The organism is Actinocorallia longicatena, from assembly GCF_039534125.1.
Taxonomy (GTDB): Bacteria; Actinomycetota; Actinomycetes; order Streptosporangiales; family Streptosporangiaceae; genus Actinocorallia; species Actinocorallia longicatena.
Genome location: NZ_BAAAUV010000003.1, coordinates 446,912 through 468,958 on the forward strand (window position 1 = coordinate 446,912; position 22,047 = coordinate 468,958).

General features: G+C 72.6%; 22 protein-coding genes. 10 read left to right on the forward strand and 12 right to left on the reverse strand.

Annotated features, from left to right (window positions below; all coding sequences use genetic code 11):
* The first annotated feature begins 13 nt into the window (after positions 1-13).
* Positions 14-349, forward strand: a complete 336-nt coding sequence (locus tag ABD785_RS07675; RefSeq protein WP_344823830.1) for a DUF2530 domain-containing protein — start codon at positions 14-16, stop codon at positions 347-349.
* On the opposite strand, the gene ABD785_RS07680 is transcribed toward ABD785_RS07675, so the two are convergent.
* Both ABD785_RS07680 and ABD785_RS07685 read right to left on the reverse strand, forming a co-directional pair.
* Positions 346-3,204: a sacsin N-terminal ATP-binding-like domain-containing protein gene (locus ABD785_RS07680; protein ID WP_344823832.1), complete on the reverse strand. Its 2,859-nt coding sequence runs from the start codon at positions 3,202-3,204 to the stop codon at positions 346-348. The genes ABD785_RS07675 and ABD785_RS07680 overlap by 4 nt on opposite strands.
* Positions 3,205-3,297: 93 nt before the next feature.
* Entirely contained in the window at positions 3,298-4,065 is a 768-nt protein-coding gene (locus tag ABD785_RS07685; protein ID WP_425547747.1) for a DUF3027 domain-containing protein, read from the reverse strand.
* Positions 4,066-4,295: 230 nt separating this feature from the next.
* On the opposite strand from ABD785_RS07685, the gene ABD785_RS07690 reads away from it, so the two are divergent.
* From ABD785_RS07690 to ABD785_RS07710, 5 genes are all read left to right on the forward strand, one after another.
* A complete protein-coding gene (locus ABD785_RS07690) occupies positions 4,296-4,889 on the forward strand; it encodes an HAD family hydrolase (RefSeq protein WP_344823837.1) in 594 nt (197 codons plus the stop codon).
* A 137-nt stretch (positions 4,890-5,026) separates the two neighbouring features.
* A complete protein-coding gene (locus ABD785_RS07695) occupies positions 5,027-5,422 on the forward strand; it encodes a cold-shock protein (RefSeq protein ID WP_344823839.1) in 396 nt (131 codons plus the stop codon).
* A gap of 116 nt (positions 5,423-5,538) precedes the next feature.
* Entirely contained in the window at positions 5,539-6,189 is a 651-nt protein-coding gene (locus ABD785_RS07700) for a TetR/AcrR family transcriptional regulator (RefSeq protein ID WP_344823842.1), read from the forward strand.
* Positions 6,190-6,201: 12 nt separating this feature from the next.
* Positions 6,202-8,505: a helicase-associated domain-containing protein gene (locus tag ABD785_RS07705; protein WP_344823845.1), complete on the forward strand. Its 2,304-nt coding sequence runs from the start codon at positions 6,202-6,204 to the stop codon at positions 8,503-8,505.
* 63 nt (positions 8,506-8,568) lie between these two features.
* A complete protein-coding gene (locus tag ABD785_RS07710; RefSeq protein ID WP_344823849.1) occupies positions 8,569-8,988 on the forward strand; it encodes a hypothetical protein in 420 nt (139 codons plus the stop codon).
* A gap of 14 nt (positions 8,989-9,002) precedes the next feature.
* Here ABD785_RS07710 and ABD785_RS07715 read toward each other — a convergent pair whose 3' ends face one another.
* Genes ABD785_RS07715 through ABD785_RS07725 form a run of 3 tightly spaced genes read right to left on the reverse strand, consistent with a single transcriptional unit; the run spans position 9,003 to position 10,599 of the window.
* Positions 9,003-9,167, reverse strand: a complete 165-nt coding sequence (locus tag ABD785_RS07715; protein WP_344823851.1) for a hypothetical protein — start codon at positions 9,165-9,167, stop codon at positions 9,003-9,005.
* A 34-nt stretch (positions 9,168-9,201) separates the two neighbouring features.
* Positions 9,202-9,732 carry a TetR/AcrR family transcriptional regulator gene (locus ABD785_RS07720; protein ID WP_344823854.1) on the reverse strand — a complete coding sequence of 177 codons (531 nt, stop codon included), beginning with the start codon at positions 9,730-9,732 and terminating at the stop codon, positions 9,202-9,204.
* A gap of 15 nt (positions 9,733-9,747) precedes the next feature.
* Positions 9,748-10,599 carry an SDR family NAD(P)-dependent oxidoreductase gene (locus tag ABD785_RS07725; protein ID WP_344823857.1) on the reverse strand — a complete coding sequence of 284 codons (852 nt, stop codon included), beginning with the start codon at positions 10,597-10,599 and terminating at the stop codon, positions 9,748-9,750.
* An 82-nt stretch (positions 10,600-10,681) separates the two neighbouring features.
* On the opposite strand from ABD785_RS07725, the gene ABD785_RS07730 reads away from it, so the two are divergent.
* Together ABD785_RS07730 and ABD785_RS07735 are read left to right on the forward strand one after the other, a co-directional pair.
* The gene (locus ABD785_RS07730) at positions 10,682-11,461 is read left to right on the forward strand and encodes an HAD-IIA family hydrolase (RefSeq protein ID WP_344823860.1); all 780 of its coding nucleotides are present in this window, start codon (positions 10,682-10,684) and stop codon (positions 11,459-11,461) included.
* Between the two features lie 11 nt (positions 11,462-11,472).
* Positions 11,473-13,104, forward strand: coding sequence for a DNA repair helicase XPB (locus ABD785_RS07735; protein WP_344823864.1), 1,632 nt, complete (start codon positions 11,473-11,475; stop codon positions 13,102-13,104).
* A gap of 12 nt (positions 13,105-13,116) precedes the next feature.
* Here the strand turns inward: ABD785_RS07735 and ABD785_RS07740 are convergent, their stop codons facing one another.
* Positions 13,117-14,640: an ATP-binding SpoIIE family protein phosphatase gene (locus ABD785_RS07740; protein ID WP_344823867.1), complete on the reverse strand. Its 1,524-nt coding sequence runs from the start codon at positions 14,638-14,640 to the stop codon at positions 13,117-13,119.
* A gap of 13 nt (positions 14,641-14,653) precedes the next feature.
* On the reverse strand, positions 14,654-15,289 hold the full coding sequence (locus ABD785_RS07745) for a class I SAM-dependent DNA methyltransferase (RefSeq protein WP_344823870.1): 636 nt from the start codon (positions 15,287-15,289) through the stop codon (positions 14,654-14,656).
* A gap of 103 nt (positions 15,290-15,392) precedes the next feature.
* On the opposite strand from ABD785_RS07745, the gene ABD785_RS07750 reads away from it, so the two are divergent.
* Complete coding sequence (locus ABD785_RS07750) at positions 15,393-16,829, forward strand: FAD-binding protein (protein ID WP_344823872.1); 1,437 nt, start codon at positions 15,393-15,395, stop codon at positions 16,827-16,829.
* On the opposite strand, the gene ABD785_RS07755 is transcribed toward ABD785_RS07750, so the two are convergent.
* On the reverse strand, positions 16,804-18,069 hold the full coding sequence (locus ABD785_RS07755; protein WP_344823874.1) for an MFS transporter: 1,266 nt from the start codon (positions 18,067-18,069) through the stop codon (positions 16,804-16,806). The two genes, ABD785_RS07750 and ABD785_RS07755, sit on opposite strands and share 26 nt — an antisense overlap.
* Before the next feature lie 85 nt (positions 18,070-18,154).
* Between ABD785_RS07755 and ABD785_RS07760 the strand changes: the two genes are divergently transcribed.
* Complete coding sequence (locus tag ABD785_RS07760; RefSeq protein ID WP_344823876.1) at positions 18,155-19,123, forward strand: GlxA family transcriptional regulator; 969 nt, start codon at positions 18,155-18,157, stop codon at positions 19,121-19,123.
* 1 nt (position 19,124) lies between these two features.
* On the opposite strand, the gene tsaD is transcribed toward ABD785_RS07760, so the two are convergent.
* From tsaD to ABD785_RS07780, 4 genes are read right to left on the reverse strand one after another with little or no spacing between them, the layout of a single operon-like run.
* Positions 19,125-20,153: a tRNA (adenosine(37)-N6)-threonylcarbamoyltransferase complex transferase subunit TsaD gene (gene tsaD / locus ABD785_RS07765; protein ID WP_344823879.1), complete on the reverse strand. Its 1,029-nt coding sequence runs from the start codon at positions 20,151-20,153 to the stop codon at positions 19,125-19,127.
* Entirely contained in the window at positions 20,150-20,596 is a 447-nt protein-coding gene (gene rimI, locus ABD785_RS07770; protein ID WP_425547746.1) for a ribosomal protein S18-alanine N-acetyltransferase, read from the reverse strand. Before rimI ends, tsaD begins: the two co-directional genes overlap by 4 nt.
* Positions 20,593-21,255: a tRNA (adenosine(37)-N6)-threonylcarbamoyltransferase complex dimerization subunit type 1 TsaB gene (tsaB, locus tag ABD785_RS07775; protein ID WP_344823881.1), complete on the reverse strand. Its 663-nt coding sequence runs from the start codon at positions 21,253-21,255 to the stop codon at positions 20,593-20,595. The genes rimI and tsaB overlap by 4 nt, the downstream gene beginning before the upstream one ends.
* Before the next feature lie 33 nt (positions 21,256-21,288).
* Positions 21,289-21,975, reverse strand: a complete 687-nt coding sequence (locus ABD785_RS07780) for a hypothetical protein (protein ID WP_344823882.1) — start codon at positions 21,973-21,975, stop codon at positions 21,289-21,291.
* Positions 21,976-22,047: the final 72 nt, after the last annotated feature.

Genomic DNA, 22,047 nt, shown 5'->3' on the forward strand with positions numbered 1-22,047 from the left:
TAGTCTGATCGTCATGGCACGACCGCGACAGCCCGAACCGGAACCGCTGAAGACCAATGACGTCCTCATCGCGGTCGCGGGGACCCTCGCGTGGGCGATGGCGCTGGTCGTCCTGCTGGTGATCGGGCTGCCCGAAGACGAACGCTGGTGGTACTGGGTCTGCGGCGCCGGCGTCGTGATCGGGCTGTTCGCCTCCTGGTACACCCCGCGGCTCACCCGCTCCCGCGCCGCCGACGAGGCCCGCCGCGCCGCGGACCGGGCCACGCCTGAGCAGACGACGCCTGAGCAGACGACGGCGGAGCGGACAGCCTCGGACTGGGCGGCTCAGGACCAGGCGGCTCAGGACTAGGCCAGGTCGAACTCGGCGAGGTCGACGGCCGCGGAGCCGGGGTCGGCGAGGATCGCCGAGAGCAGGTGGCGGTCGGACCAGCGGCCGAGTTCCCAGGCCATCGCGCGGGCCAGCCCCTGCGGGGTGCTCGCGTGCGGCGCGCCGTCGTACCACCAGGAGACCTCGTGGCCGTCGACGACCAGCGGCGCGTGGTGGAAGTAGGTCTCGGGCGCCTCGGGGAACAGGTCGAGGACGGTCTGTGGCACCGGCCGCACGGTCCCCTCCGAGGTGATCTCCCCGGCGAGCTCGTCGGTGGCCAGCGGCAGGTCGAGCAGGTCCGACAGGGCCTCCGCCTCGGTGTGCGGCAGCAGGACGAGCGGCTGGGTGATCAGCAGCGGCAGCGTGTAGGGGGCGTCCACGATGATCGCGTCATCGGCCGGGACGATCTCCATGGACTCCCCGACGACGGCCCTGACGCTGTCCGGCGGGGCGAGGTCGGAGGCCCCCGCCAGCCAGGTCCACAGCTCGCGGAGCTGGGTCCGGGTGACGGTGCGCGCCGGGTCGGCCAGCCGGTCGAGGAGCTCGTCGGGCGGGAGGTCGTCGAGGAAGCGGCGGACGCCCAGGGCGCGGGCGAACTCCGGGTCCAGGCCCTCGGGGGCCAGGTCGTAGAGGCCCTCCAGGATCGGGTCGGCGTTCGGGGCGCGGCGCGGCCCGCCCAGGACGTCGTGGGCGGTCAGCCACCACGACGTGTACGACGGGACGGTCGTGCCGTCCAGCATCCGCAGCGGTTCGAGGACGACCTCGCGCAGCGGCGGCGCGGCCAGCAGGCGCAGCGCCGCGGGCCAGTCGCGGACCAGCTCCAGATCGCGGACGGCCGCGAGTTCGGGCAGATGGCCCTGCGGCAGGTCCCAGGCGTCGACGCCGTCGAGGTCGAGCTCGTCGAGGTCGGGGTCCTCGGCGCGCAGGACCGCGAAGGTCCACAGGACGCCCACGGCCTCCAGCGCCGCACGGCCGTAGCGCTCGACCAGCTCGTCGGAGACGATCCCGAAGGGCGAGTCCGGACCCATGATCTCGACCAGCGGCGAGTCGGCGAACAGCAGCTCGCCGGCGGCGTAGGGTTCGCCGTCCCGGCCGGTCAGGGCCAGGTCCGACAGCCACGGTTCCAGGGCGTCGAGGCCCTCGGCCAGGCGCAGGATCGCGTCGGCGATCTCGCCGGAGTCCTCGAAGGAGTTCTCGACCGCGATCCGGACGGCCGGGTCGGACAGGACCTGCCGCGGCCCCGCCTCCACGGCCCCGAGCCTGGTGAGCAGCGGGTGGTCGGCCTCGGGGTCGGCGATCCGCAGGCCCAGGACGTCCAGCCCGGACGGCAGGTCGCGGCCCAGCAGCACGCCGCGCGGTCCGCGCACGACCCGGCCGTCGACCAGCGGGACCGGCAGCGCGCCGAGCTCCCCGAGGTCGCCCGTGGCCAGCACGTCGTACGTCCCGCGCCACCAGGCGGCGTCGCGGCGGACCCCGGCGAGGGCGTCGACCGCGTCGGCGATCCCGATCCGCCGCACCCCCAGCGCCCGCAGGCCCGGGTTCCTGACCGGCCAGCGCTCCGGCAGGACCCCGTCGACGACCTCGCCGACGATCTCCGCGAGCCCCGGCGGGCCGTCGACGACGGCGGCGTCCCTGCCGCGGACCCGTCCTCCCTCGAAGGGCAGCACGGCGGCGCCGGGCAGCAGCCCGGTGATCACGTGGCGCAGCGCGGCGTCGACGGTCCCCGCCGCGACCGGTCCCGGGACGAGCGCGAGCAGCTCGGGGCCGTCGAAACGGCGCAGAAGATCCAGGTAGGCCTCGGCCGCCCGGTCGACGAGGAAGCCGGTGAGCGGGCCCTCGGCGACGTGCCTCCGGTCGGTGCCCATGGGGAAGCCCGCGATCAGCAGGGCGGGCAGGTCCAGCGGCTCGGCGCTGGGCGTGGGGGCGTGGACGACGCGCTCGCCCCAGGTGAAGTCGTCCCTGACGGCCCATCTGACCTGCCAGAACGGGCGTTCACGTTCCTCGACGGGCCGGTCGGCCAGCAGTTCGGCCGCGATCTCGCCGTGCGCCTCGACGGTCCGCCACACGGTGACCTCCGTGCCGACCCCCGAACCGTCGCCGCCGAGCGTCACGGCCGTCTCGGTGATCGTCACATCGCCGTCGCCCGCCCACTCAGAGGCGAGGGTGCGCGTCCCGTTCGCGGTGGTCACGGTGAGGCTCGACAGGCCCGGAAGGGCCAGCAGCAGCGCCGCGCCCACCGCCTCGAGCTGCTCCTCGACGGCCCGGACGGCCTCGGCGGAGGCCAGGGGCAGGGTCACCCGGGTGGTGAAGCCCTCCGGCACGATCCCCGGGACGCCCTCGTAGGGCAGCCGCAGCAGCGGCACCTGGCCCTTGCGGGCCTCGAGCTCCCCGGCGAGCGCGGCGATCCCGGCCACCTCGGCCCTGGTCCGCTCGGCCGACCAGGCGACGGCCGCCCCGCCCGAGGTGATCGAGGGCTCCTCCGACACGGCCACGACGGCGCTGAAACCCACTCCGAACCGGCCGACGGCACCGGTCCCCCGTTTGGTCGAGACCCGCAGCGTGGACAGCGACTCGACCCCGGCGGCGTCCAGGGCGCTGCCGTTGTTGTCGGCGGTCAGCACGTCCCCGGCGAGGCTGAAGACGACGTGCCCGGGCACTCCGGCGCGCACGGCGGCGTCGGCGGCGTTCTGGGCGAGCTCGACGACGACCCGTCCCCGGTAACCGCCGCGCCCGAAGTCCTCCTCGGCGTTCGCGTCCTCGCGGAACCGCGCCGCCCCGGCCTCCCAGCCCGCCAGAACCCGCCGCCGGATCTCGCCGGTCCCGAACACATCGCTCATCCCCCCACCCCATCAGACTTTGACCCGCCCCCGTGCCACCCGGGTGGGGGGACGGGGCGGGCGGGTGGATCAGCGCAGGTGGACCGGGGTGGATCAGTCCTCGGGGAACTGGTCGTAGGCCATCTCGTCGAGGATCAGGGGCGGCGCCTCGGCGGCCGAGGGGACCTCGACGGCCTCGGAATGGCCGCCGCAGCCGTGGTCGACGGCCACGACGCGGCCGTCGTCGGGCACGTAGGCGTTGGCGCAGACACCGAAGAGCTGGCGGAGATCACCGGCCAGCGGGATGAAGAAGCCGCAGGTGCTGCACTGGGCGGGGGCCGAGGTCGCGATCGGGGTGCGGGGACCCGCGGTGCCCTCGTACCAGCGTTCGGCGGCCTGGTCGCGGCCCTCGGGAGAAAGGACGCGGGCGCGGCCGAGGCCGAGCTCCCAGGTGGCCTGCCGGTCGGTCTGCTCGTCCTCGGGCTGGGTGAAGCCCGGGGTCAGGCGGGCGTCGTCGGCCGCGGTGGGCAGCAGGTCGCCGGGGCCCATGTCGCCGGGGCGCAGGCGCTCCAGCCAGGGCACCCAGGCGGGGGGCATGACGGCCTCCTCGCCGGGGAGCAGGACCGCCTCGCTGACCGTGACGTTCTTGGCGCGGGAGGCGCGGGTGACCGTCACGGCCCAGCGCCAGCCCTTGTAACCGGCGTCGGTGCAGGCGAAATAGTGGGTGACGACGCGGTCGCCCTCCACGGCGTGGCCGAGCGGTTCGCCGACCTCGGACGGGGCGGCCACCTCGCGGGCGGCTTCCAGCGCCAGCTCGACGGCCTCGACGCAGGCGGTGTCGGCGGCCGCGGCGCGTGCGCGGCGGGCTGGGGCGGGACGCAGTGAGCTCACCCCCCGATTGTCGCTCATCGGGAGGGATGACCGTGCACCGAGGCGAATGCCGGGAGGGTTGGACGATCCGCCCCCGGGTATATCCGGATCACGGAACCTCTGGTTTCGGACTGGCCGAATTGGCTGGTGCAGTACAGGGCCGCCCGTGTTCTTCCACTCGGATCCCGTCGCATCGCCACTACCGGAAGGGCGCGGGCGAGCCGTTTTCTAGACTGATGCCCATGATGGTGGGTTTCGATCTGGACATGACCCTCGCCGATACGCGCAAGGGAATCGGAGCGGTCTATGCCGCTCTTTCCGCCGAGACCGGCGTTTTCATCGACGTTCCCCTCGTGACGTCCCGGCTGGGGCCTCCGCTGCAGAGCGAACTCGCCCACTGGTATCCGGCCGAGCACATCCCGGCCATGGTCCTGCGTTTCCGCGAGCTGTACCCCGATCTCGCGATTCCGATGACCGAGGCCATGGCGGGGGCGCTGTCCGCGCTGGAGGCGGTGATCGCGGCCGGCGGCCGGACCATGGTCGTCACCGCCAAGAACGAGCGGGACGCCCGGGCCACCGTCGCCTTCCTCGGCCTGCCGGTGGACCTCGTGGCGGGCGGCCTGTGGGCCGCGGCCAAGGGCGTTGCCCTGCGGGAACACGGCGCGGTGACCTACGTGGGCGACCACACCGGCGACGTCGACGCCGCCCGCGCGGCGGGCGCCTTCAGCCTGGGCGTGGCCACGGGCCCGATCGACGCCGAGGCCCTGACGGCCTACGGCGCCGACCACGTCCTGGCCGACCTGACGGCCTTCCCCGCCTGGCTCGCGGGAACCTGACCGGAACCGTTCCTTCCGACCCGGGTCAATCACGATCCTGACCCGGAACAGAGACGGGTCAATAAGGTGTATCGCCCTTTTGCGTTGGCCCGGTAGCCTTGTACGGATCCAGAAGACGCAGACGACAGAGGTCAACCGTGCCCAGTGGCAAGGTCAAGTGGTACGACACCGACAAGGGCTTTGGTTTCCTCACCCGCGACGACGGCGGTGAGGTCTTCGTCCATTCCTCCGCCCTTCCCGGCGGGGTCACCGCTCTCAAGCAGGGGCAGCGCGTCGAATTCGGCGTGATCGAGGGAAGGCGCGGCCAGCAGGCGCTCCAGGTGAGGGTGATCGACACTCCTCCGTCGGTCGAACGGACCCTCGCCAAGGCCAAGCGGAAGAAGCCCGACCAGCTCGCCGAGATGACCGAGGACCTCATCAAGCTGCTCGATCACGTGGGCGACGCCTACAAGCGCGGCAAGTATCCGTCCGGCGCGGAGGCCAAGAAGATCGCGACGGTCTTGCGCGCCGTCGCCGACGACATCGAGCTCTGATCACCGATCCCGCGGACCGGGAGAGGCCTTCACCTGCGGCGGTTCCCCTCCGTGCGGCGCCTGCGCGCCCGCGGGAGGGGACCTCACAGATAGGCTGTTGGGGGAGGATCACAAGAATGAGCATTTCGACGCGCGAACGGATCGTGGCCGAGGCGCTGCGCCTGTTCGCCGACCGGGGCTACGCGGCGACGTCCGTGGCCGAGATCGAGGCCGCCTCGGGCCTGTCTCCCGGCGCGGGGGGCCTCTACCGGCACTTCCCGTCCAAGCAGGAGGTGCTCTCGGCGGCGATCCGCGAGCACATCGACAGGACCCGCGAGCAGGTCGTCACCGTCCTCGCTCAGTCGGAGACGCTGCAGGACAAGCCCGTCGAGCTGCGGCTGCGGATGACCTGCCACGCGGGCATCGCCAAGATGCGCGAGGAGCAGGACCTGATCCGGGTGCTGTTCCGCGATCTCGACCAGTTCCCGCAGCTCGTCGCCGACCTGCGGGACGGCGTGGTGAACCCGCTGTACGACGGCATCGCCATCTGGCTGGGCAGCCAGCCGGAGTTCAAGGACCTCGAAGAGGACTGGCAGGCCATCGCGGCCGTGCTCGGCGGTGCCGTGGTCAACTACTGGCTCGCCAACGAGTCTCTCTACGAGACGCCGATCAAGACCGACGAGAAACGGTTCGTGGCGGCATGGGCCCGCCTCGCGCTGGGCCTCATCGGCGACGTCAGCGTGCACCAGACGGCCCCGGCGGCGGTACCCCAGGCCGGCGGCAAGTAGTACGAGCGGCGTTTGGACAGTTACGGGGACTGGCTGCGCGGGCGCACCGACGAGGAGTTGCGCGCCCTCGTCTCCGCACGCCCCGAACTGATCTCTCCCGTCCCCGCCGACCTCGGCGGGCTCGCCGCCCGCGCCGTGACGCCCGCCGCCGTGGCCCGCGCCCTCGACCGGCTGAGCAGGGCAGAACTCGCCGTGCTGGAGACCATCCTGGTCCTCCCTTCCCCCTCCATCACAGCAGTCCGCAAGGCCCTCGGACCGGCCGCGGCCGAAGTCGTGGACGGCCTCCGCGCCATCGGCCTGGTCTGGAAGGGCGAGCCGTTCTCGGCGTCCAGGCGGGCCTCCCGCGAGAAGCTCCAGGTGGCACCGGGCGTCCGCCAGGCGCTGCCGTCCCCCGCGGGGCTCGGCCCTACCGCCCGCGACGCCCTCGGCGCCGTCCCGCGCGACCGCCTGATCACCCTCGCCGAGGACCTGGGCCTGTCCACCTCGTTCGCCAGCGCGACCGGCCTGAGCGAGGCCATCGCCGAACGGATCGCCGAGCCCGCCGACCTCATCGAGGACGCGGGACCCGAGGCCAGGGCCGCCCTGGAGCAGCTCGCCTGGGGCCCGCCGACCGGCCGGATCGACAACGCCCGCCGCCCCGTCGACCTGGCCACCGCCGGCAGCCCGATCGAACGGCTGCTGGCCAGGGCGCTGCTGGTGGCCACCGACGACCGCACCGTCACCCTCCCCCGCGAGGTCGCCCTCCATCTCCGCCGCGACGTGGTCTTCCGGGACGATCCGCTGACCCCGCCGCCCGCGACGGGCACCGAGCGAGGCCTCGCCCTGACCGACCAGATCGCCTCCGGCCAGGCCTTCACCGCGCTGCGGCTGGTGGAGGAGCTGCTGGAACGCTGGGGCGTCGATCCCCCGCCGGTGCTGCGCTCGGGCGGGCTGGCCGTGCGCGACCTGAAGGCCGCCGCGACCCTCCTGGACGTCTCCGAGGCCGACGCCGCCTTCGTCGCCGAGCTCGCCTACGCGGCCGGCCTGCTGGCCAAGGAGTCGGACTGGATCCCCACCCGCTCCTACGATCTGTGGCTGCTCCGCGACGCCGCCGAACGCTGGACCGAGCTGGCCAACGCCTGGCTGGAGACCGACCGCGTCCCCGGCCTCGCGGGCGCCCGCGACGACCGCGACAAGACCGTCAACGCCCTGGCCGACGAGTCGGTCCGCACCACGGCCCCGTGGATCCGCCGCGAGGTCCTCAACGCCCTGCCCGAGGGCCTGGCCCCGACCGAGCGGGCCGTCCTCGACCGGCTCGCCTGGCGGCACCCCCGGCGCACCGGCGGCCTGCACGACCGCATCGTCTCCTGGACGCTCCGCGAGGCCGCCTTCCTCGGCCTGACCGGTTTCGGGGCGAGGGCCTCCTACACCGGCCCGCTCCTGGAGGGCGCCGACATCCGGCCCGACCTGGCGAGGCTGCTCCCCGACCCGGTCGACCACGTCCTCCTCCAGGCCGACCTGACGGCCGTCGCCCCCGGCCCGCTGGTCCCCGAACTGGCCCGCGAGCTGGCCCTGTCCGCCGACGTCGAGTCCAAGGGCGGCGCGACGGTCTACCGCTTCACGCCCGAGTCCCTGCGCCGCGCCCTCGACGCCGGACGCACCGTCTCCGAGCTCATCGACCTGTTGACCAGGCACAGCGCCACCCCGATCCCGCAGCCCCTCAGCTACATGATCGAGGATGTCGGCAAGAAGCACGGTCGGCTGCGCGTCGGCACGGCCCTCGCCTATGTCCGCTGCGACGATCCGGCCGTCCTCGACGAGATCTTCGCCGACCGCAGGGCCGCCGCGCTGCGTCTGTACCGGCTGGCTCCGACCGTCCTGGCCAGCAGGCTCTCGCGCCAGGAGCTGCTGGAGTCACTGCGGTCCCTGGGCTTCGCCCCGGTCGCCGAGTCCACCGAGGGCGGCCTGGTCGTCACCCGCACCGACGTCCAGCGGGCCGAGCCCCAGGCCCGGCAGCCGCACGACCACGAGCACACCGTGGACGCGGGCATCGCGGCCGCCGCCGTGCGGGCCCTGCGGGCGGGCGAGGAGGCGGCCGGAATCGGCGCCCCCCTCGGCGATCCGCCGCGCACCCCGGCGCTGGCGATGATCGAGGAACTGCGCGCCGCGATCGGCACCCGCCTGTGGATCGGCTATCTCGACCAGCAGGGACAGGCCTCCAGCCGGATCATCGAACCCGTGCGGGTCGACGGCGGCTTCCTCACCGCCTACGACCAGACGAGGGCGTCCGTCCAGCGTTTCGCGCTGCACCGCATCACCGGCGTGAGAAAGGCCTGAACCAGCAGATAAGGTTCACAGTCCAATCTCTCAAACCCGACGCCCCGGACGAAGGCTGGAGAAGTGAGCTACGGCTACCCCCCGAAGGACCCCTACGGCCAGGGACGGCAGTACGGCCAGCAGTACGGCGGGCAGTACGGACCGCAGCCGGGCCCGTACGGGCCGCAGCCGGGCCAGTACGGCTGGGGCCCGCCGCCGCCTCCGCCGAACAACGGCGCCGCCCTCGCCGCGCTGATCGCCAACTGCGTCCTCACCGTCCTGTGCTGCGGGATCTTCGCCATCCCCGGCATCATCACGGCCGCCATGGCCCTGAACCGCGTCCACACCGACCCGGTCTCGGCCAAGAACCTGACGATGTGGAGCTGGATCATCTTCGGCGCCGCCATCGTCCTGTCGATCGCCGCCGTCGTCGTCATGGCCGCCCTCGGCGTCTTCGCGAGCTCCGACTCCGGCACCGACTACTACGACGCCCTCGCCGCCTAGATCTGTTTCCCCGGTCAGGGGACGCGGGTCAGGAGGAAGAGGGGGATCTCCCTCGGGGCCGCGGTGGCCCGGTAGCCGGGGAAGTCGGGCCAGACGGCGTCGGCGACGGTGGTCTCGTGGCGGGCGACCTGGTCGCGGATCTCGGTGAACGCGCTGGGCGCGTAGATGTCGTCGGACATGAGCGGGGCTCCCTGGCCTGTGCGGCCGGGCCGCTCAGGTGAGTTCGGTGACGAGGAATTCCAGCAGGTCGAGGCGGTCGCTCGTGGTTCTGGGCTGGGTGAGGAGCCCCTCGACGAAGACGATGATCGTGGTGGTGACGCGGTCGAGGCGCTCGGCCGGGACGCGTGGTGACAGGAGCGCGCGCAGGCGGGAGCACATGGACTCCTGGAGCGCCGCTTCCAGCCTCGCCGCGGCCTCGGAGTGGCGGGCCCTTTCGTGGAGGGCGTGGGTGAGGGGCTGGAGCGCGGTGAGACGCTCGACCGCCCAGCGCAGACGGGCCATGACGTCGTCGCCGGCGGGCGGTGTGCCCAGGTCGGCGGCGTAGACCTCGGCGAGGGCCGCGACGAACAGGTCGTCCTTGGCGGGGAAGTACCAGTAGACGGCGGTGCGGGCCAGCCCCAGCTCCTTGGCGACCGCGCTGTGGGACAGGGCGGGGTGGCCTCCGTCGCGCAGGATGCGCACGGCCGCCTCGCGGATCTCGGCGACCTTGGCCTCCCGGTCGACGTCCTGTCTGTTGCGCGGCATGGTCGGCACGCTATCTCAGCGGCCGTTCTCCCAGGCCGCCTTGGCCTCGGTGATCATCGGATCGCCCGGTCCGAGGACCAGGGTGTCGGCGAGCTCGGGCGGTGGCGGGCCCAGCTCCCGGACGGCCTCGGCCATCGTGGCGCGCAGCCCGGACGGGTCGTCGTAGGCCTGCTCGACGGCCTTCGGGTAGAAGACGCGTTCGCGTTCCTCCCGCACCGCGGCCACGACCAGCTCCGCCAGCTCGCCGGGGGTCCCCGTGCCGAAGATCCCGTCCAGCAGCTCGACGAAACCGGGCAGCAGCCTGCTCGCCCCGAGCGCCGCGGTCTCGACCGGGCCGGGGATCACCTCGACGACGCCGACGCCGCTGCCGGTCAGCTCGAGGCGCAGCGTCGAGGTCGCCTGAGCGAGCGCCGCCTTCGCCGCGGCGCTGTGCCCCAGCGACGGCCAGGCCAGGATCTGCCGGATCGACGTGACATTGACGACGGCACCGCGTCCGCGCTCCCGCATCCCGGGCACCAGCGCGGAGATCAGGGCCAGCGGGGCCCACCAGTCGACCTCGAACATCCGCCGTGCCTCGTCCCTGTCGCCGACGGCCCAGACCGACCCGCCGGTCTCGCTCCCGGCATTGTTGACCAGCACGTCCACCGGCCCGGCCTGTGCGGCGACCTGCGCCGCGCCCCCGTTCTCCCCCAGGTCTCCGACGATGACCACGGCCCCCGGCAGTTCCGCGGCGAGCGCCTCCAGCCGCTCCGCCCGCCGAGCCACCAGAAGCGTCTCGGCCCCTGCGGCCGAGAACGCCCTGGCCATCTCCTCTCCGATCCCGCTCGACGCCCCGGTCACCAGAACCCGCAAGCCCTCGATCTCCATCACGCTCTCCTCTTGTCAGCTTGCCAAGAGAGTAGGCTTGCTCTTGTCGCATCGTCAAGAGAAGGCCGGGTAGAAGAAGGGGATGGCCGTACTTCTGGACATCGACGGGGTGCTGACCGTCTCGTGGGAGCCTCTGCCCGGCGCGGTCGAGGCGGTGCGGGAGCTCCGGAGGTCAGGGCGTCCGTTCGCGCTGCTGACCAACACGACCTCGCGGACGCGGGCGGGGATCACCGCGGCCCTCGTCGGGGCGGGGTTCCCGGTCACCCCGGACGACGTGGTGACCGCGCCGGTGCTGGCCGCCGCGCGGCTGGCCGGGAAGCGCTGTCACCTGCTCAACAGCGGCGACATCCGTGAGGACCTGGCCGGGCTGGAGCTGGTGGACGAGCGCCCCGACGTCGTCCTGATCGGGGGCGCCGGGCCGGAGTTCGGCTACGAGGCGCTGAACCGGGCGTTCGGCTTCCTCCAGGACGGCGCCCGGCTCGTCGCCCTGGCCCGCAATCTGTCCTGGCAGGTCACCGGCGGTCTCAGCCTCGACGCGGGAGCCTTCCTCCTCGGCCTGGAGGCGGCCGCGCGCACCGAGGCGGAGGTGATCGGCAAGCCGTCCGCGGCCTTCTTCACCGCCGCGCTCGACCTGCTGGGCGCCGCCCCGGCGGACTCCCTGATGGTCGGCGACGACCTGGACGCCGACGTGCTGGGCGCCCAGGCCGCGGGCCTCACCGGAGTCCTCGTCAGGACGGGCAAGTACCGGCCGTCCGTCCCGGCGGACGGCGCCGATCACGTCATCGGCTCGATCGCGGATCTTGCCGGGCTCCTCGCGGCCGCGGAAGCGGGTCACGGTCCGGGCATGGGGCGCGGTCAATAGACTGGACGGTTATGACGGGCCCGCTGATCGTCCAGTCCGACAAGACCCTGCTGCTCGAGGTCGATCATGACCAGGCAGCCGACTGCCGCAGGGCCATCGCCCCTTTCTGTGAGCTGGAAAGGGCGCCGGAACATGTCCACACCTACCGGGTGACCCCGCTCGCGCTCTGGAACGCCAGGGCGGCGGGGCACGACGCCGAACAGGTCGTCGACGCCCTCATCAAGTTCTCGCGCTATCCGGTTCCGCACGCCCTCCTCGTCGACATCGCCGACACGATGGGCCGCTACGGACGGCTCCGGCTGGAGAAGCACCCCTCGCACGGCCTCGTCCTGGTCTCGGTCGACCGGGCCGTCCTCGAGGAGGTGCTGCGCGCCAAGAAGATCAAGGGCCTGCTCGGCGACCGGATCTCCGAGGACGCCGTGATCGTCCACCCGTCCGAGCGGGGCAATCTCAAGCAGGCGCTGCTGAAGCTCGGCTGGCCGGCCGAGGACCTCGCCGGGTACGTCGACGGCGAGGCGCACGCGATCGACCTCGAGGAGGACGGCTGGGTGCTCCGTCCGTACCAGAAGGAGGCCGCCGAGGCCTTCTGGCAGGGCGGTTCCGGCGTCGTGGTCCTCCCCTGCGGCGCCGGCAAGACCATCGTCGGCGCCGCCGCGATGGCGCACGCGCAGGCCACCACGCTGATCCTCGTCACCAACACGGTCTCGGTGCACCAGTGGAAGCGTGAGCTGATCAAGCGCACCTCGCTGACCGAGGACGAGATCGGCGAGTACTCCGGCTCCAAGAAGGAGATCCGCCCGGTCACGATCGCGACCTACCAGATCATGACGTCGCGCCGTAAGGGCGTGTACGGCCACCTCGAGGTGTTCGACGCCCGCGACTGGGGCCTGGTCGTCTACGACGAGGTCCACCTGCTGCCCGCGCCGATCTTCCGGATGACCGCCGACCTCCAGGCCCGCCGCCGGCTGGGCCTGACCGCCACTCTGGTCCGCGAGGACGGCCGCGAGGGCGACGTGTTCTCCCTGATCGGCCCGAAGCGCTACGACGCGCCGTGGAAGGAGATGGAGAACCAGGGCTACATCGCGCCCGCCGACTGCGTCGAGGTCCGGGTCACCCTCACCGACTCCGAGCGGCTGGCCTATGCCACGGCCGAGCCGGAGGAGCGCTACCGCTTCTGCGCGACCACCGAGACCAAGACCAAGGTCGTCGAGCGCCTCGTGGAGAAGCACGCGGGCGAGCAGACCCTGGTGATCGGCCAGTACATCGACCAGCTCGACGAGCTGAGCGAGCGCCTCGGCGCCCCCGTGATCAAGGGAGAGACCCGGATCAAGGAGCGCGAGAAGCTCTTCGAGGCGTTCCGCACCGGGGAGATCTCCTGCCTGGTGGTCTCGAAGGTCGCCAACTTCTCGATCGACCTCCCCGAGGCGTCGGTGGCGATCCAGGTCTCCGGCAGCTTCGGCTCCCGCCAGGAGGAGGCGCAGCGCCTCGGCCGGGTCCTGCGCCCCAAATCCGACGGCAAGGGAGCGCGCTTCTACTCGGTCGTCGCCCGCGACACCCTCGACCAGGACTTCGCCGCCAACCGCCAGCGCTTCCTCGCCGAACAGGGCTACGCCTACCGGATCATGGACGCCGACGACGTCTAAAGCCGACGACGTCTAAACAAGGGGCTGCTCGAACCAGACGACCTTGCCGGTGGTGGTGCGGGTGGCGCCCCACCGGCGGGCGAGGCGGGAGACGAGCTGGAGTCCCCGGCCGCCCTCGTCGTCGTCGGCGGCCGAGCGGAGCACCGGCAGCGCGAAGTCGTCGTCGGTGACCTCGACGAGCAGGGCGTCGGTGCGGACCAGGCGCAGCTCGACCGGGCGGGTGGCGTAGCGCACCGAGTTGGTGACCAGCTCGGTGGCCAGCAGCTCGGTCGTGTCGATGTGGTCGGCCAGGCCCCACGACCTGAGGGTGGAGCGGATGAGCCTGCGCACCTTGGCGGGGGTCTGGCGGCGCGGCTGGAGCATCCAGCGGGCCACGTGGGACGCCGGGATGCCCTGGAGGTCGGCCATCAGGAGGGCGACGTCGTCCTGCCGGTCGGGAAGCGCGCGGATCAGCTCCTCGCACTGGGCGTCCAGGGACAGGCGGCGGCGGGCCAGCTCCGTGCGCAGGCCCTCCATCCCGGTCATGATGTCGGAGCCGCGGACCTCGACGAGGCCGTCGGTGCACAGCACCAGCCGGTCGCCGTCCGCGACGGCCATCTCGACCGGCTCGAACGCCACCCCGCCGACCCCGATCGGCACCCCCTCGGGCACCGCCAGCAGCTCGGTGGTCCCGTCGGCGCGCATCAGGACCGGCGGCAGATGGCCGGCGTTCGCGAAGGTCAGCCGCCGCGCCACCGGGTCGTAGACGACGTACAGGCAGGTCGCGAGATAGGCCTCGCCCATGCCCTGGGCGAGGCCGTCGAGCTGGCGGAGCACCTGGCCGGGCGGCAGGTCGAGGGCGGCGAGCGTCTGGACGGCCGTCCGGAGCTGGCCCATGATCGCGGCGGAGCTCATCCCGTGGCCCATGACGTCGCCGACGACCAGCGCGATCCGGCTGGACGGCAGCGGGATCGCGTCGAACCAGTCGCCGCCGATCCGGGCGTGGTCGCTGGCCGGCAGATAACGGTGGTGCAGGTCGATCCCGGCGAGGCGGGGCAGCCGGGTCGGCAGCATGCTGCGCTGGAGGGTGTCGGCGGCGGCGGCCGAGACCCGGTACCGGTGGGCGTTGTCGGCCGCCAGAGCGGCCTGCGCGGCGAGCTGCGCGACCAGCATCAGCTCGATCTCGTCGTCGAAGCCCTGCTCGCGGCGGAGCAGCACGGCCCCGAGGATCCGCCCCCTGACCTGCAACGGGACGGCCAGATCCGTCTTGCCCAGGACGGACTCACCGGACCCCATGGCCTCCTCGAGCCCGTCGGTGAGAACCGTCACCGAGGGCAGGCACACGACCTGGCGGAGCGGCCCCTCGACCCGGTGTCCCTCGACCCGGTGCCCGTCGTCGCGGTGGCCGGTGAACAGCCCCTCGCTCAGGTAGACGGTCGCCGCGTCGGCCAGCCGGGGCACCAGCGCGCCCGCGAGGGCCCGCGCGGTCTCGGCGGGATCGAGCCGGGTGCCGATCCGGGCCGTGGCCTCGCCCAGGTACTCCAGTGCCGCTTTCATGACCGCCCGGCCCTCATCCCTGGGGACGCCTGCAGTTGAGGAACAGCTGGACCTCGGGGACGGCCTTGGTCGTCTGCGGCGCGTAGGAGATCACGTTGAGCTCCTCGACCACGAATCCGGCGGCCTCGACGAGCTCCTGGAGCTCCTCGCGCAGGTACGCCGAGACGATCAGCTCCTGGCCGAGGAAGGCGATCGGGACGTCCTCGAGATCGGCCTCGACCATCGACAGGCAGAACAGCCCGCCGGGCCGCAGCCGGTCGTGGAGCAGGCGCAGCGCCTCGGGGATGCCGTCGAGCGGGATCATCAGCAGGACGAAGAAGGCGACGATCGCGTCGTAGCCGTCGCCGAGCCCGGCCGCCGAGAGATCGGCCTGGCGGAACTCGGCGCCGGGCACGTTCTCCCGCGCCAGCTCGATCATCCGCGCGGACACGTCGACCCCGGTGAGGTGGTGGCCCGCCGCCGTGATCTGGGCGGCGGTCGGCAGCCCGGTGCCGCAGCCAGCGTCGAGGACCCTGCTTCCGGGCGTGAGCCGCTCCAGCAGCCACTCACCGGCCGCGAGCTGCCCGTCCTTGTGCGGGAACGCCTCGTCGTAGCGCGCTCCGATGGAGTCGAAGGCCGCCGCGTGGCGGAGACCGCGTTCGCTCGTCACATGTGCAACATTAGGCCCGTTCGCCACGGTTGGATGACATTTAACCGCCCGGACATGCGATCAGTGGGATTCTTCCGAAGTAGTGGATCTTCAGGAGGTTCCCTTGCACGAGTTCAACCGACGCTCGCTCATGACCGGGCTCATGAGCGGAGCGCTCGTCCTCGGCCTCGACCCGATCACGAAAGGCTGGGTGACCGGCGCGAACGCCGCAGGCCCCTTCGACTCCGTACCCGCACTCGACGGCACCCTCCGCACGGACGCCGCCTCCCTCGACGCCGCCGCCGACGACTTCGGCCACATCGTCCACCACCGGCCGCTGGCCGTCCTCGAACCGGGGTCGGTCCAGGACGTCGTGAAGATGGTGAAGTTCTGCCGCCGGCACGGCATCCCCGTGGCCGGACGTGGTCAGGGCCACTCGACCAACGGCCAGTCGCAGGTCGCCGGCGGCCTCGTCATCGAGCTCGCCCCGCTGTCCGGCATCGAGATCTCCGGGCGCCGCGCCTCCGTCGGCGCGGGCGCCCTGTGGAACACCCTCCTCCAAGCGACGCTGCCGCGCGGCCTGACCCCGCCCGTCCTCACCGACTACATCGACCTGTCCGTCGGCGGGACGCTCAGCGCCGGCGGGCTCGGCGGCCAGATCGGCCACCACGGCGCCCAGGTCGACAACGTCCTCGAACTCGAGGCCGTCACCGGGGCGGGCAGGCTCGTCACCTGTTCTCCGACCAGCCGCGCGCCGCTGTTCTACGCGCTGCTGTCGGGCCGCGGCCAGGTCGGGATCATCACCCGGGCCACGCTCAGGCTGGTGCCGGCGCCGGAGACCGTCCGCTACTACAACCTGTTCTTCGCCACGCTGCCCGAGCTCACCGCGGTCCAGCGGGCCCTGATCGGGTCCGGCCGCTTCGACTACGTGGAGGGCCAGCTCCAGTCGCAGCCGGACGGCACCTGGAAGTACATGCTGGAGGCCGTCGCCTACGGCGCGACCGCCGCCGACGACGCCCGCCTGACCGGCGACCTCGGCGCGACCTCCCTGACGGCCGCCGACCAGGCCTACTACGACTTCGCCAACCGGATCGGCCCGATCGTCGACATCCTCAAGAGCCTCGGCGAGTGGACCAGGCCGCACCCCTGGCTCGACTCGCTGCTGCCCGCCTCGGCCGTTGACGAGCTGGTCGCGGGCGCCCTCCCGACCCTCACCCCGGCGACCGTCGGGTTCAGCGCGGTCATCCTGCTCTACCCGATCGACACCGCGAAGCTGCGGGCGCCGCTGCTGCGGATGCCGGACGAGCGGTACGCCTACCTGTTCTCGATCCTGCGCACCGCCTCGCCCGGGGTCGCCGACCCCGCCGCGATGACGGCCGCGAACCTGGCCTTCTACGAGACGGCCAGGGCCCGCGGCGGTTCCTGGTACCCGATCGGAACGCTCCCGCTGACGCCGCAGGACTGGAAGCGGCACTACGGTCCCGTCTGGCCGGCGTTCAAGCTGGCCAAACGGACCTACGACCCCGACGGCATCCTCACACCGGGACAGGGGATCTTCTGATCCGCTCCTTGCGGGGCCTGGCCACCAGGGCGGCCGAGGCGAACGCGGCACCGAGGCAGAGGACGCCCGCCCCGTACCAGGCGGCGTCGTAACTCCCGAGACGGTCGCGGGTGAGTCCCGCGGCCGTCGCGGCGAACGCGGCGCCGATCTGGTGGGAGGCGAAGACCCAGCCGAACACGATCGCCCCGCTCCGGCCGTACAGGCGGCGGCACAGCGCGACGGTCGGCGGCACCGTCGCCACCCAGTCCAGCCCGTAGAACAGGACGAACAGCAGCATGCTGGGGTGGACGCTCGCGGCGAACAGCTGCGGCAGCACCAGCAGGGACAGCCCGCGCAGCCCGTAGTAGGCGACGAGCAGCTTGCCCGGGTCGACCTTGTCGCTGAGCCAGCCCGACAGGATCGTCCCGATGATGTCGAAGATCCCGACCAGGGCGAGCAGGCTCGCGGCGGCCGTCTGGCCCATGCCGTGGTCGTGCGCGGCGGGGATGAAGTGGGTGCCGACCAGGCCGTTCGTGGTCGCGCCGCAGATCGCGAACCCGCCCGCGAGGTACCAGAAGCCGCGCGTCCGTGCGGCGTCCCTCAGGGTGGCCAGGGTGCGCCGGGCGGCGCCGCGCTGGGGCGTCCTGACGACGGGCTCGTCGGTGCCGTAGGCGGTGAGGCCGATCTCCTCGGGGGTGTCGCGCAGCAGGAACCACACCAGCGGGACGACGGCCAGCGCCGCCGCCGTGACCGTGACGGACGCGCTGCGCCAGCCGTGCTCCTGCGCCAGCACCGACAGCAGCGGCAGGAAGACCAGCTGCCCGGCGGCGCCGCCCGCGGTGAGGATCCCGGTGACCAGGCCCTTCCTGGTGGCGAACCAGCGGTCGGTCAGCGTGGCGGCGAACACCAGGGCCATCGAGCCGGTCCCGAGGCCGACCAGCACGCCCCAGGTCGCGACGAGCTGCCAGCTCGCGGTCATCCAGACGGTCAGCCCGCTGCCGGCCGCGACCAGCAGCAGCGCCGCCGACACGACCCTCCGCATCCCGAACCGGTCCATCAGGGCGGCGGCGAACGGGGCGGTCAGCCCGAACAGCATCAGGTTGACCGAGACCGCAAGGGAGATCGTCCCCTTGCTCCAGCCGAACTCCTGCTGGAGGGGGTCGATCATGACCCCGGGGGTGGCCCTGAACCCCGCGGCGCCGACGATCGCGACCAGCGCGACCCCCGCCACCAGCCATGATCTGTGCAGTCTCTTCGTCATGACCTTGATTCTTCCGGGTCGTCCCTTTTCTCACGAGTGGCCGGGGAGCCAATATCCGAAAGATTCAGGCCATAGAATGGCCGGTATGACCCATCTCGTCGCCGTGCTCGTCCTGGACGACTTCGCCAGTCTCGACGCCGGCATCCCCGGCCAGGTCTTCTGGGCGGCCGAGGCCCCGGCCGACTACGACGTCCAGACCTGCACCCCCGGCGGCCGGGCCGTCCGCTGCGAGGCCGCGGGGTTCTCGATCGTCCCCGACCACGACCTGTCGCTGCTGGAGCGGGCCGACACCGTGGTGGTCCCCGGCGTCCACGGCGGGCCTCCCTACGCCGAGGGGACCGTGGAGACGGCCGTCAGCGAGGCCCTGAGGGCCGCCCACGCCCGCGGGGCCCGCATCATGTCCATCTGCACCGGAGCGTTCGTGCTGGCCGCCGCGGGCCTCCTGGACGGCCGCCAGGCCACCACCCACTGGCGCAACACCGCTCATTTCGCCTCGCTCTTCCCCACCGTCGACCTCGATCCCGACGTCCTGTTCGTCGACGACGGCGACATCCTCACCTCGGCGGGCGTCGCGGCGGGCATCGACCTGTGCCTCCACGTGATCCGCAGCGATCACGGAGCGGAGGTCGCCAACCGCGCCGCCCGCCGCTGCGTGGCCCCGCCCTTCCGCGAGGGAGGACAGGCCCAGTTCATCGAGCGGCCCGTCCCGGCGGCCCCCGACACCACCACGGCGGCGACCCGGGCCTGGGCGCTGGCCCGTCTGCACACGGCCCTGACGCTCGACGACCTCGCCGCGCACGCCGCGATGAGCACCCGGACCTTCACCCGCCGCTTCCGCGAGGAGACCGGGCTCAGCCCGTCGCGCTGGCTCGCCCGGCAGCGCGTCGAGCACGCCCGGCACCTGCTGGAGTCCACCGACCTGTCGGTCGACGAGGTGGCCCGGGCCTCGGGTTTCAACACGCCCGTGTCGCTACGCCAGCATCTGCACGCGGCGCTGGGCGTCGCGCCGCTGGCCTACCGGCACGCCTTCCGGACCCCGAAGGCGCTGCTCTGATTCAGAGCCGGACGGTCGTGACCGGCAGCGAGGAGTCGGCGGGCAGGTCGAGCCGCGAGGCCTCGACGCCGCAGGCCACCAGCTCCGAGCCCAGGGCCGCGACCATGGCCCCGTTGTCGGTGCACAGGCCGGGACGCGGCACCCGCAGATGGATCCCGGCCTTGTCGCAGCGCTGCTGCGCCATCTCGCGCAGCCGGGAGTTGGCGGCCACGCCCCCGCCGATCTGGAGGTGGTCGACGCCGTTGTCCTTGCAGACCGCGATCGCCTTGCGCGTGAGGACGTCCACGACGGCCTCCTGGAAGCTCGCGGCGACGTCGGCGATCGGAACGCCCTGGCCCGCCCGCTCGCGGTTCTCGACCCAGCGGGCGACCGCCGACTTCAGCCCCGAGAAGGAGAAGTCGTAGGTGCCGTCGTCGAGCTTGCCGCGCGGGAAGGAGATGGCCGCCGGATCTCCCTCGCGGGCCCGGCGGTCGATGACGGGGCCGCCGGGGAAGCCCAGGTCGAGCACGCGGGCGACCTTGTCGAAGGCCTCGCCCGCGGCGTCGTCGACGGTCGCGCCGAGCGAGCGGATGTCGGAGGCGACGTCGGGGACCAGCAGCAGTGAGGAGTGGCCGCCGGAGACCAGCAGCGACACGCACGGCTTGGGCAGCGGCCCATGCTCCAGCTGGTCGACGGCGACATGGGCGGCCAGGTGGTTGACGCCGTACAGCGGCTTGCCGAGGGCCAGGGCGTAGGCCTTGGCCGCGGCGACGCCGACCATCAGCGCGCCCGCCAGCCCGGGACCCGCGGTGACCGCGATGGCGTCCAGGTCGTGGAGCGTGACGCCCGCGGTGGCCAGCGCCCTGTCGATGGTCGGGGTCATCGCCTCCAGATGGGCCCGGGAGGCCACCTCGGGGACGACGCCGCCGAACCGCGCGTGCTCCCCGACGCTGGAGGCGACCGTGTCGGCCAGGAGCGTGTGCCCCCGGACGATGCCGATGCCCGTCTCGTCGCACGAGGTCTCGATGCCGAGGACCAGTGGTTCGGTCATGAGAGCTTCCCCCTGCGCATGACGACGGCGTCCATCCCGGACGGCTGGTAGTAGCCCCTGCGGAGCCCGATGCGTTCGAAGCCGAACCGCTCGTAGAGCCCCTGTGCGGTGGTGTTGTCGGCCCTGACCTCCAGGAAGACCGCGGTGCAGCCGCGTCGCTCCGCCTCCTCCAGCAGCTCGGTCAGCAGGGCCTTGCCGAGGCCGCGGCCCTGGTGGGCGGTCCGGACGCCGATCGTCTGGACGTCGGCCTCGCCGCCGGCCGCCGACAGGCCCGCGTAGCCGATGATCTCGCCGTCCTCCTCCAGCACCACGTAGTGCCGGGTGCGCGGCTGGTCGGCCAGCTCGCCGAGGAGCATGTTCTCGGTCCAGGTCTCGTCGCCGAACAGCTCGTGCTCGATCACCAGGGCCGCCTTGACGTCGCCCTCGGTCATCTGGCGGATCACTGGACGGCCTTCTTCCGCGGGCCGATCTCCTGGGCGTCCGGGCGGCGCAGGTACAGCGGGTCGGGGGTGAGCAGCGGCAGCCCGCGCAGGCCCGACAGCCGGGAGATCGTGATCTCCGCGACGGCCTCGGCCGAGGGCAGCAGCGGCTCGCCGGGCTCGCCGAGGATCTCCGAGTAGATCCTGGCGCCCTCGCCGTAGGCGGGCAGGCCGAGCGCGGCGTCGCCCGCCGGTCCGACCATCGGCTCGGTCAGCCGCTCGGAGTAGGAGGCGTAACGGGCCCAGTAGACCTCTTTGCGGCGGGCGTCGGTCGCGACCACGAACGGCTCGTCGCGCCCGGTCGCCCAGGCGATGGCGTCGAGGGTGCACACCCCGTGCACGGGGATCCTGAGGGCGTTCCCGAGCGCGTCGGCGGTCGCCAGGCCCACCCGCAGCCCCGTGTAGGGCCCGGGCCCGACGCCGACGGCCACCACGTCGAGATCCCCCGGACTCACCCCGGCCCGCTTCAGCGCCAGCCCGATCGACGGGCTCAGCACCTCGGCATGCCGCTGGCGCTCCTCCCCCCGGACGACGGAGCGCGGCCGCACGCCCTCACCGGGCAGCCACTCGTACAGGGCAACGGTGACGGCCGAGGTCGCGGTGTCGAAAGCCAGAACCAGCACAGCCAACAAGCCTAAGGCCTGTCCGGCCCAGACCTAGCTCGGCTGCTGGTTCTCTCCGGCCTGCTGGACGGCCGTGACGACGATCTTGGCGGCCTCGGTGGCGCCCGAGAGGGCCTTGCTCTGGGACAGGGGGGTCTCCTCGCCGGCGCGGCCGGCGTAACGGATCGTGATCAGGACGTTGCCGACGCGGGCGTTGATCACTCCGGAGGCGGCGTCGCCGCCCACGATGTACAGGGCGTAGGCGGCCTCGCCGAGACCGCCGACCTCCTTGCTGTACTTGAGCTTCTGACCCGAGATCAGGGTGTCGCCGGTCCGGTCGGAGTTCCACTCGTCGTTGAACTGGTTCTTGGAGTCCTCGACCGAGCCGGATCCGCGCAGCTCGACCGAGAGTTCGCGCGGGTCGCGGGCGCCGAAGTCGCCCCAGCTGCAGCGGCTCTCGTCGTCGGCGGAGGTCGCGGGCGGGACACCCTCCTTGCTGCCGGGCACCAGCCGCCCGGTGAGAGAGCTCTCGAGCATGTCGCAGGCGTCGGGGACCACTTCGAACGGGGTGAAGCTCGGGCTGGCCTCGGCCTTCTGCTGCTGCTTCTGCGGCTCGACCTTGGCGACGGACGAGGAGGCGACCTCGGGCACCTTGCTGCTCGCGCTTTTGAGAATGAACAAACCGGCGATCGCGCAGACGGCCAGCACTCCGGTGAGTGCTCCGCCCAGCAAGATCGCCATGCTCCGCTCGGAGCCGTTGGCCCTCCGACGTTGTCCGCCCACTACAGGACTCCCAGTCCGAATGTCGGGGAA

Coding starts and splice junctions, on each gene's coding strand:
- ABD785_RS07730 (WP_344823860.1), top strand. CDS start 10,682: ATGGCCGTACTTCTGGACATCGACGGGGTGCTGACCGTCTCGTGGGAG.
- ABD785_RS07725 (WP_344823857.1), bottom strand. CDS start 10,599: ATGGAGATCGAGGGCTTGCGGGTTCTGGTGACCGGGGCGTCGAGCGGG.
- ABD785_RS07760 (WP_344823876.1), top strand. CDS start 18,155: ATGACCCATCTCGTCGCCGTGCTCGTCCTGGACGACTTCGCCAGTCTC.
- ABD785_RS07675 (WP_344823830.1), top strand. CDS start 14: ATGGCACGACCGCGACAGCCCGAACCGGAACCGCTGAAGACCAATGAC.
- ABD785_RS07735 (WP_344823864.1), top strand. CDS start 11,473: ATGACGGGCCCGCTGATCGTCCAGTCCGACAAGACCCTGCTGCTCGAG.
- ABD785_RS07715 (WP_344823851.1), bottom strand. CDS start 9,167: ATGTCCGACGACATCTACGCGCCCAGCGCGTTCACCGAGATCCGCGAC.
- ABD785_RS07680 (WP_344823832.1), bottom strand. CDS start 3,204: ATGAGCGATGTGTTCGGGACCGGCGAGATCCGGCGGCGGGTTCTGGCG.
- tsaD (WP_344823879.1), bottom strand. CDS start 20,153: ATGACCGAACCACTGGTCCTCGGCATCGAGACCTCGTGCGACGAGACG.
- ABD785_RS07780 (WP_344823882.1), bottom strand. CDS start 21,975: ATGGCGATCTTGCTGGGCGGAGCACTCACCGGAGTGCTGGCCGTCTGC.
- ABD785_RS07720 (WP_344823854.1), bottom strand. CDS start 9,732: ATGCCGCGCAACAGACAGGACGTCGACCGGGAGGCCAAGGTCGCCGAG.
- ABD785_RS07755 (WP_344823874.1), bottom strand. CDS start 18,069: ATGACGAAGAGACTGCACAGATCATGGCTGGTGGCGGGGGTCGCGCTG.
- ABD785_RS07740 (WP_344823867.1), bottom strand. CDS start 14,640: ATGAAAGCGGCACTGGAGTACCTGGGCGAGGCCACGGCCCGGATCGGC.
- ABD785_RS07690 (WP_344823837.1), top strand. CDS start 4,296: ATGATGGTGGGTTTCGATCTGGACATGACCCTCGCCGATACGCGCAAG.
- ABD785_RS07700 (WP_344823842.1), top strand. CDS start 5,539: ATGAGCATTTCGACGCGCGAACGGATCGTGGCCGAGGCGCTGCGCCTG.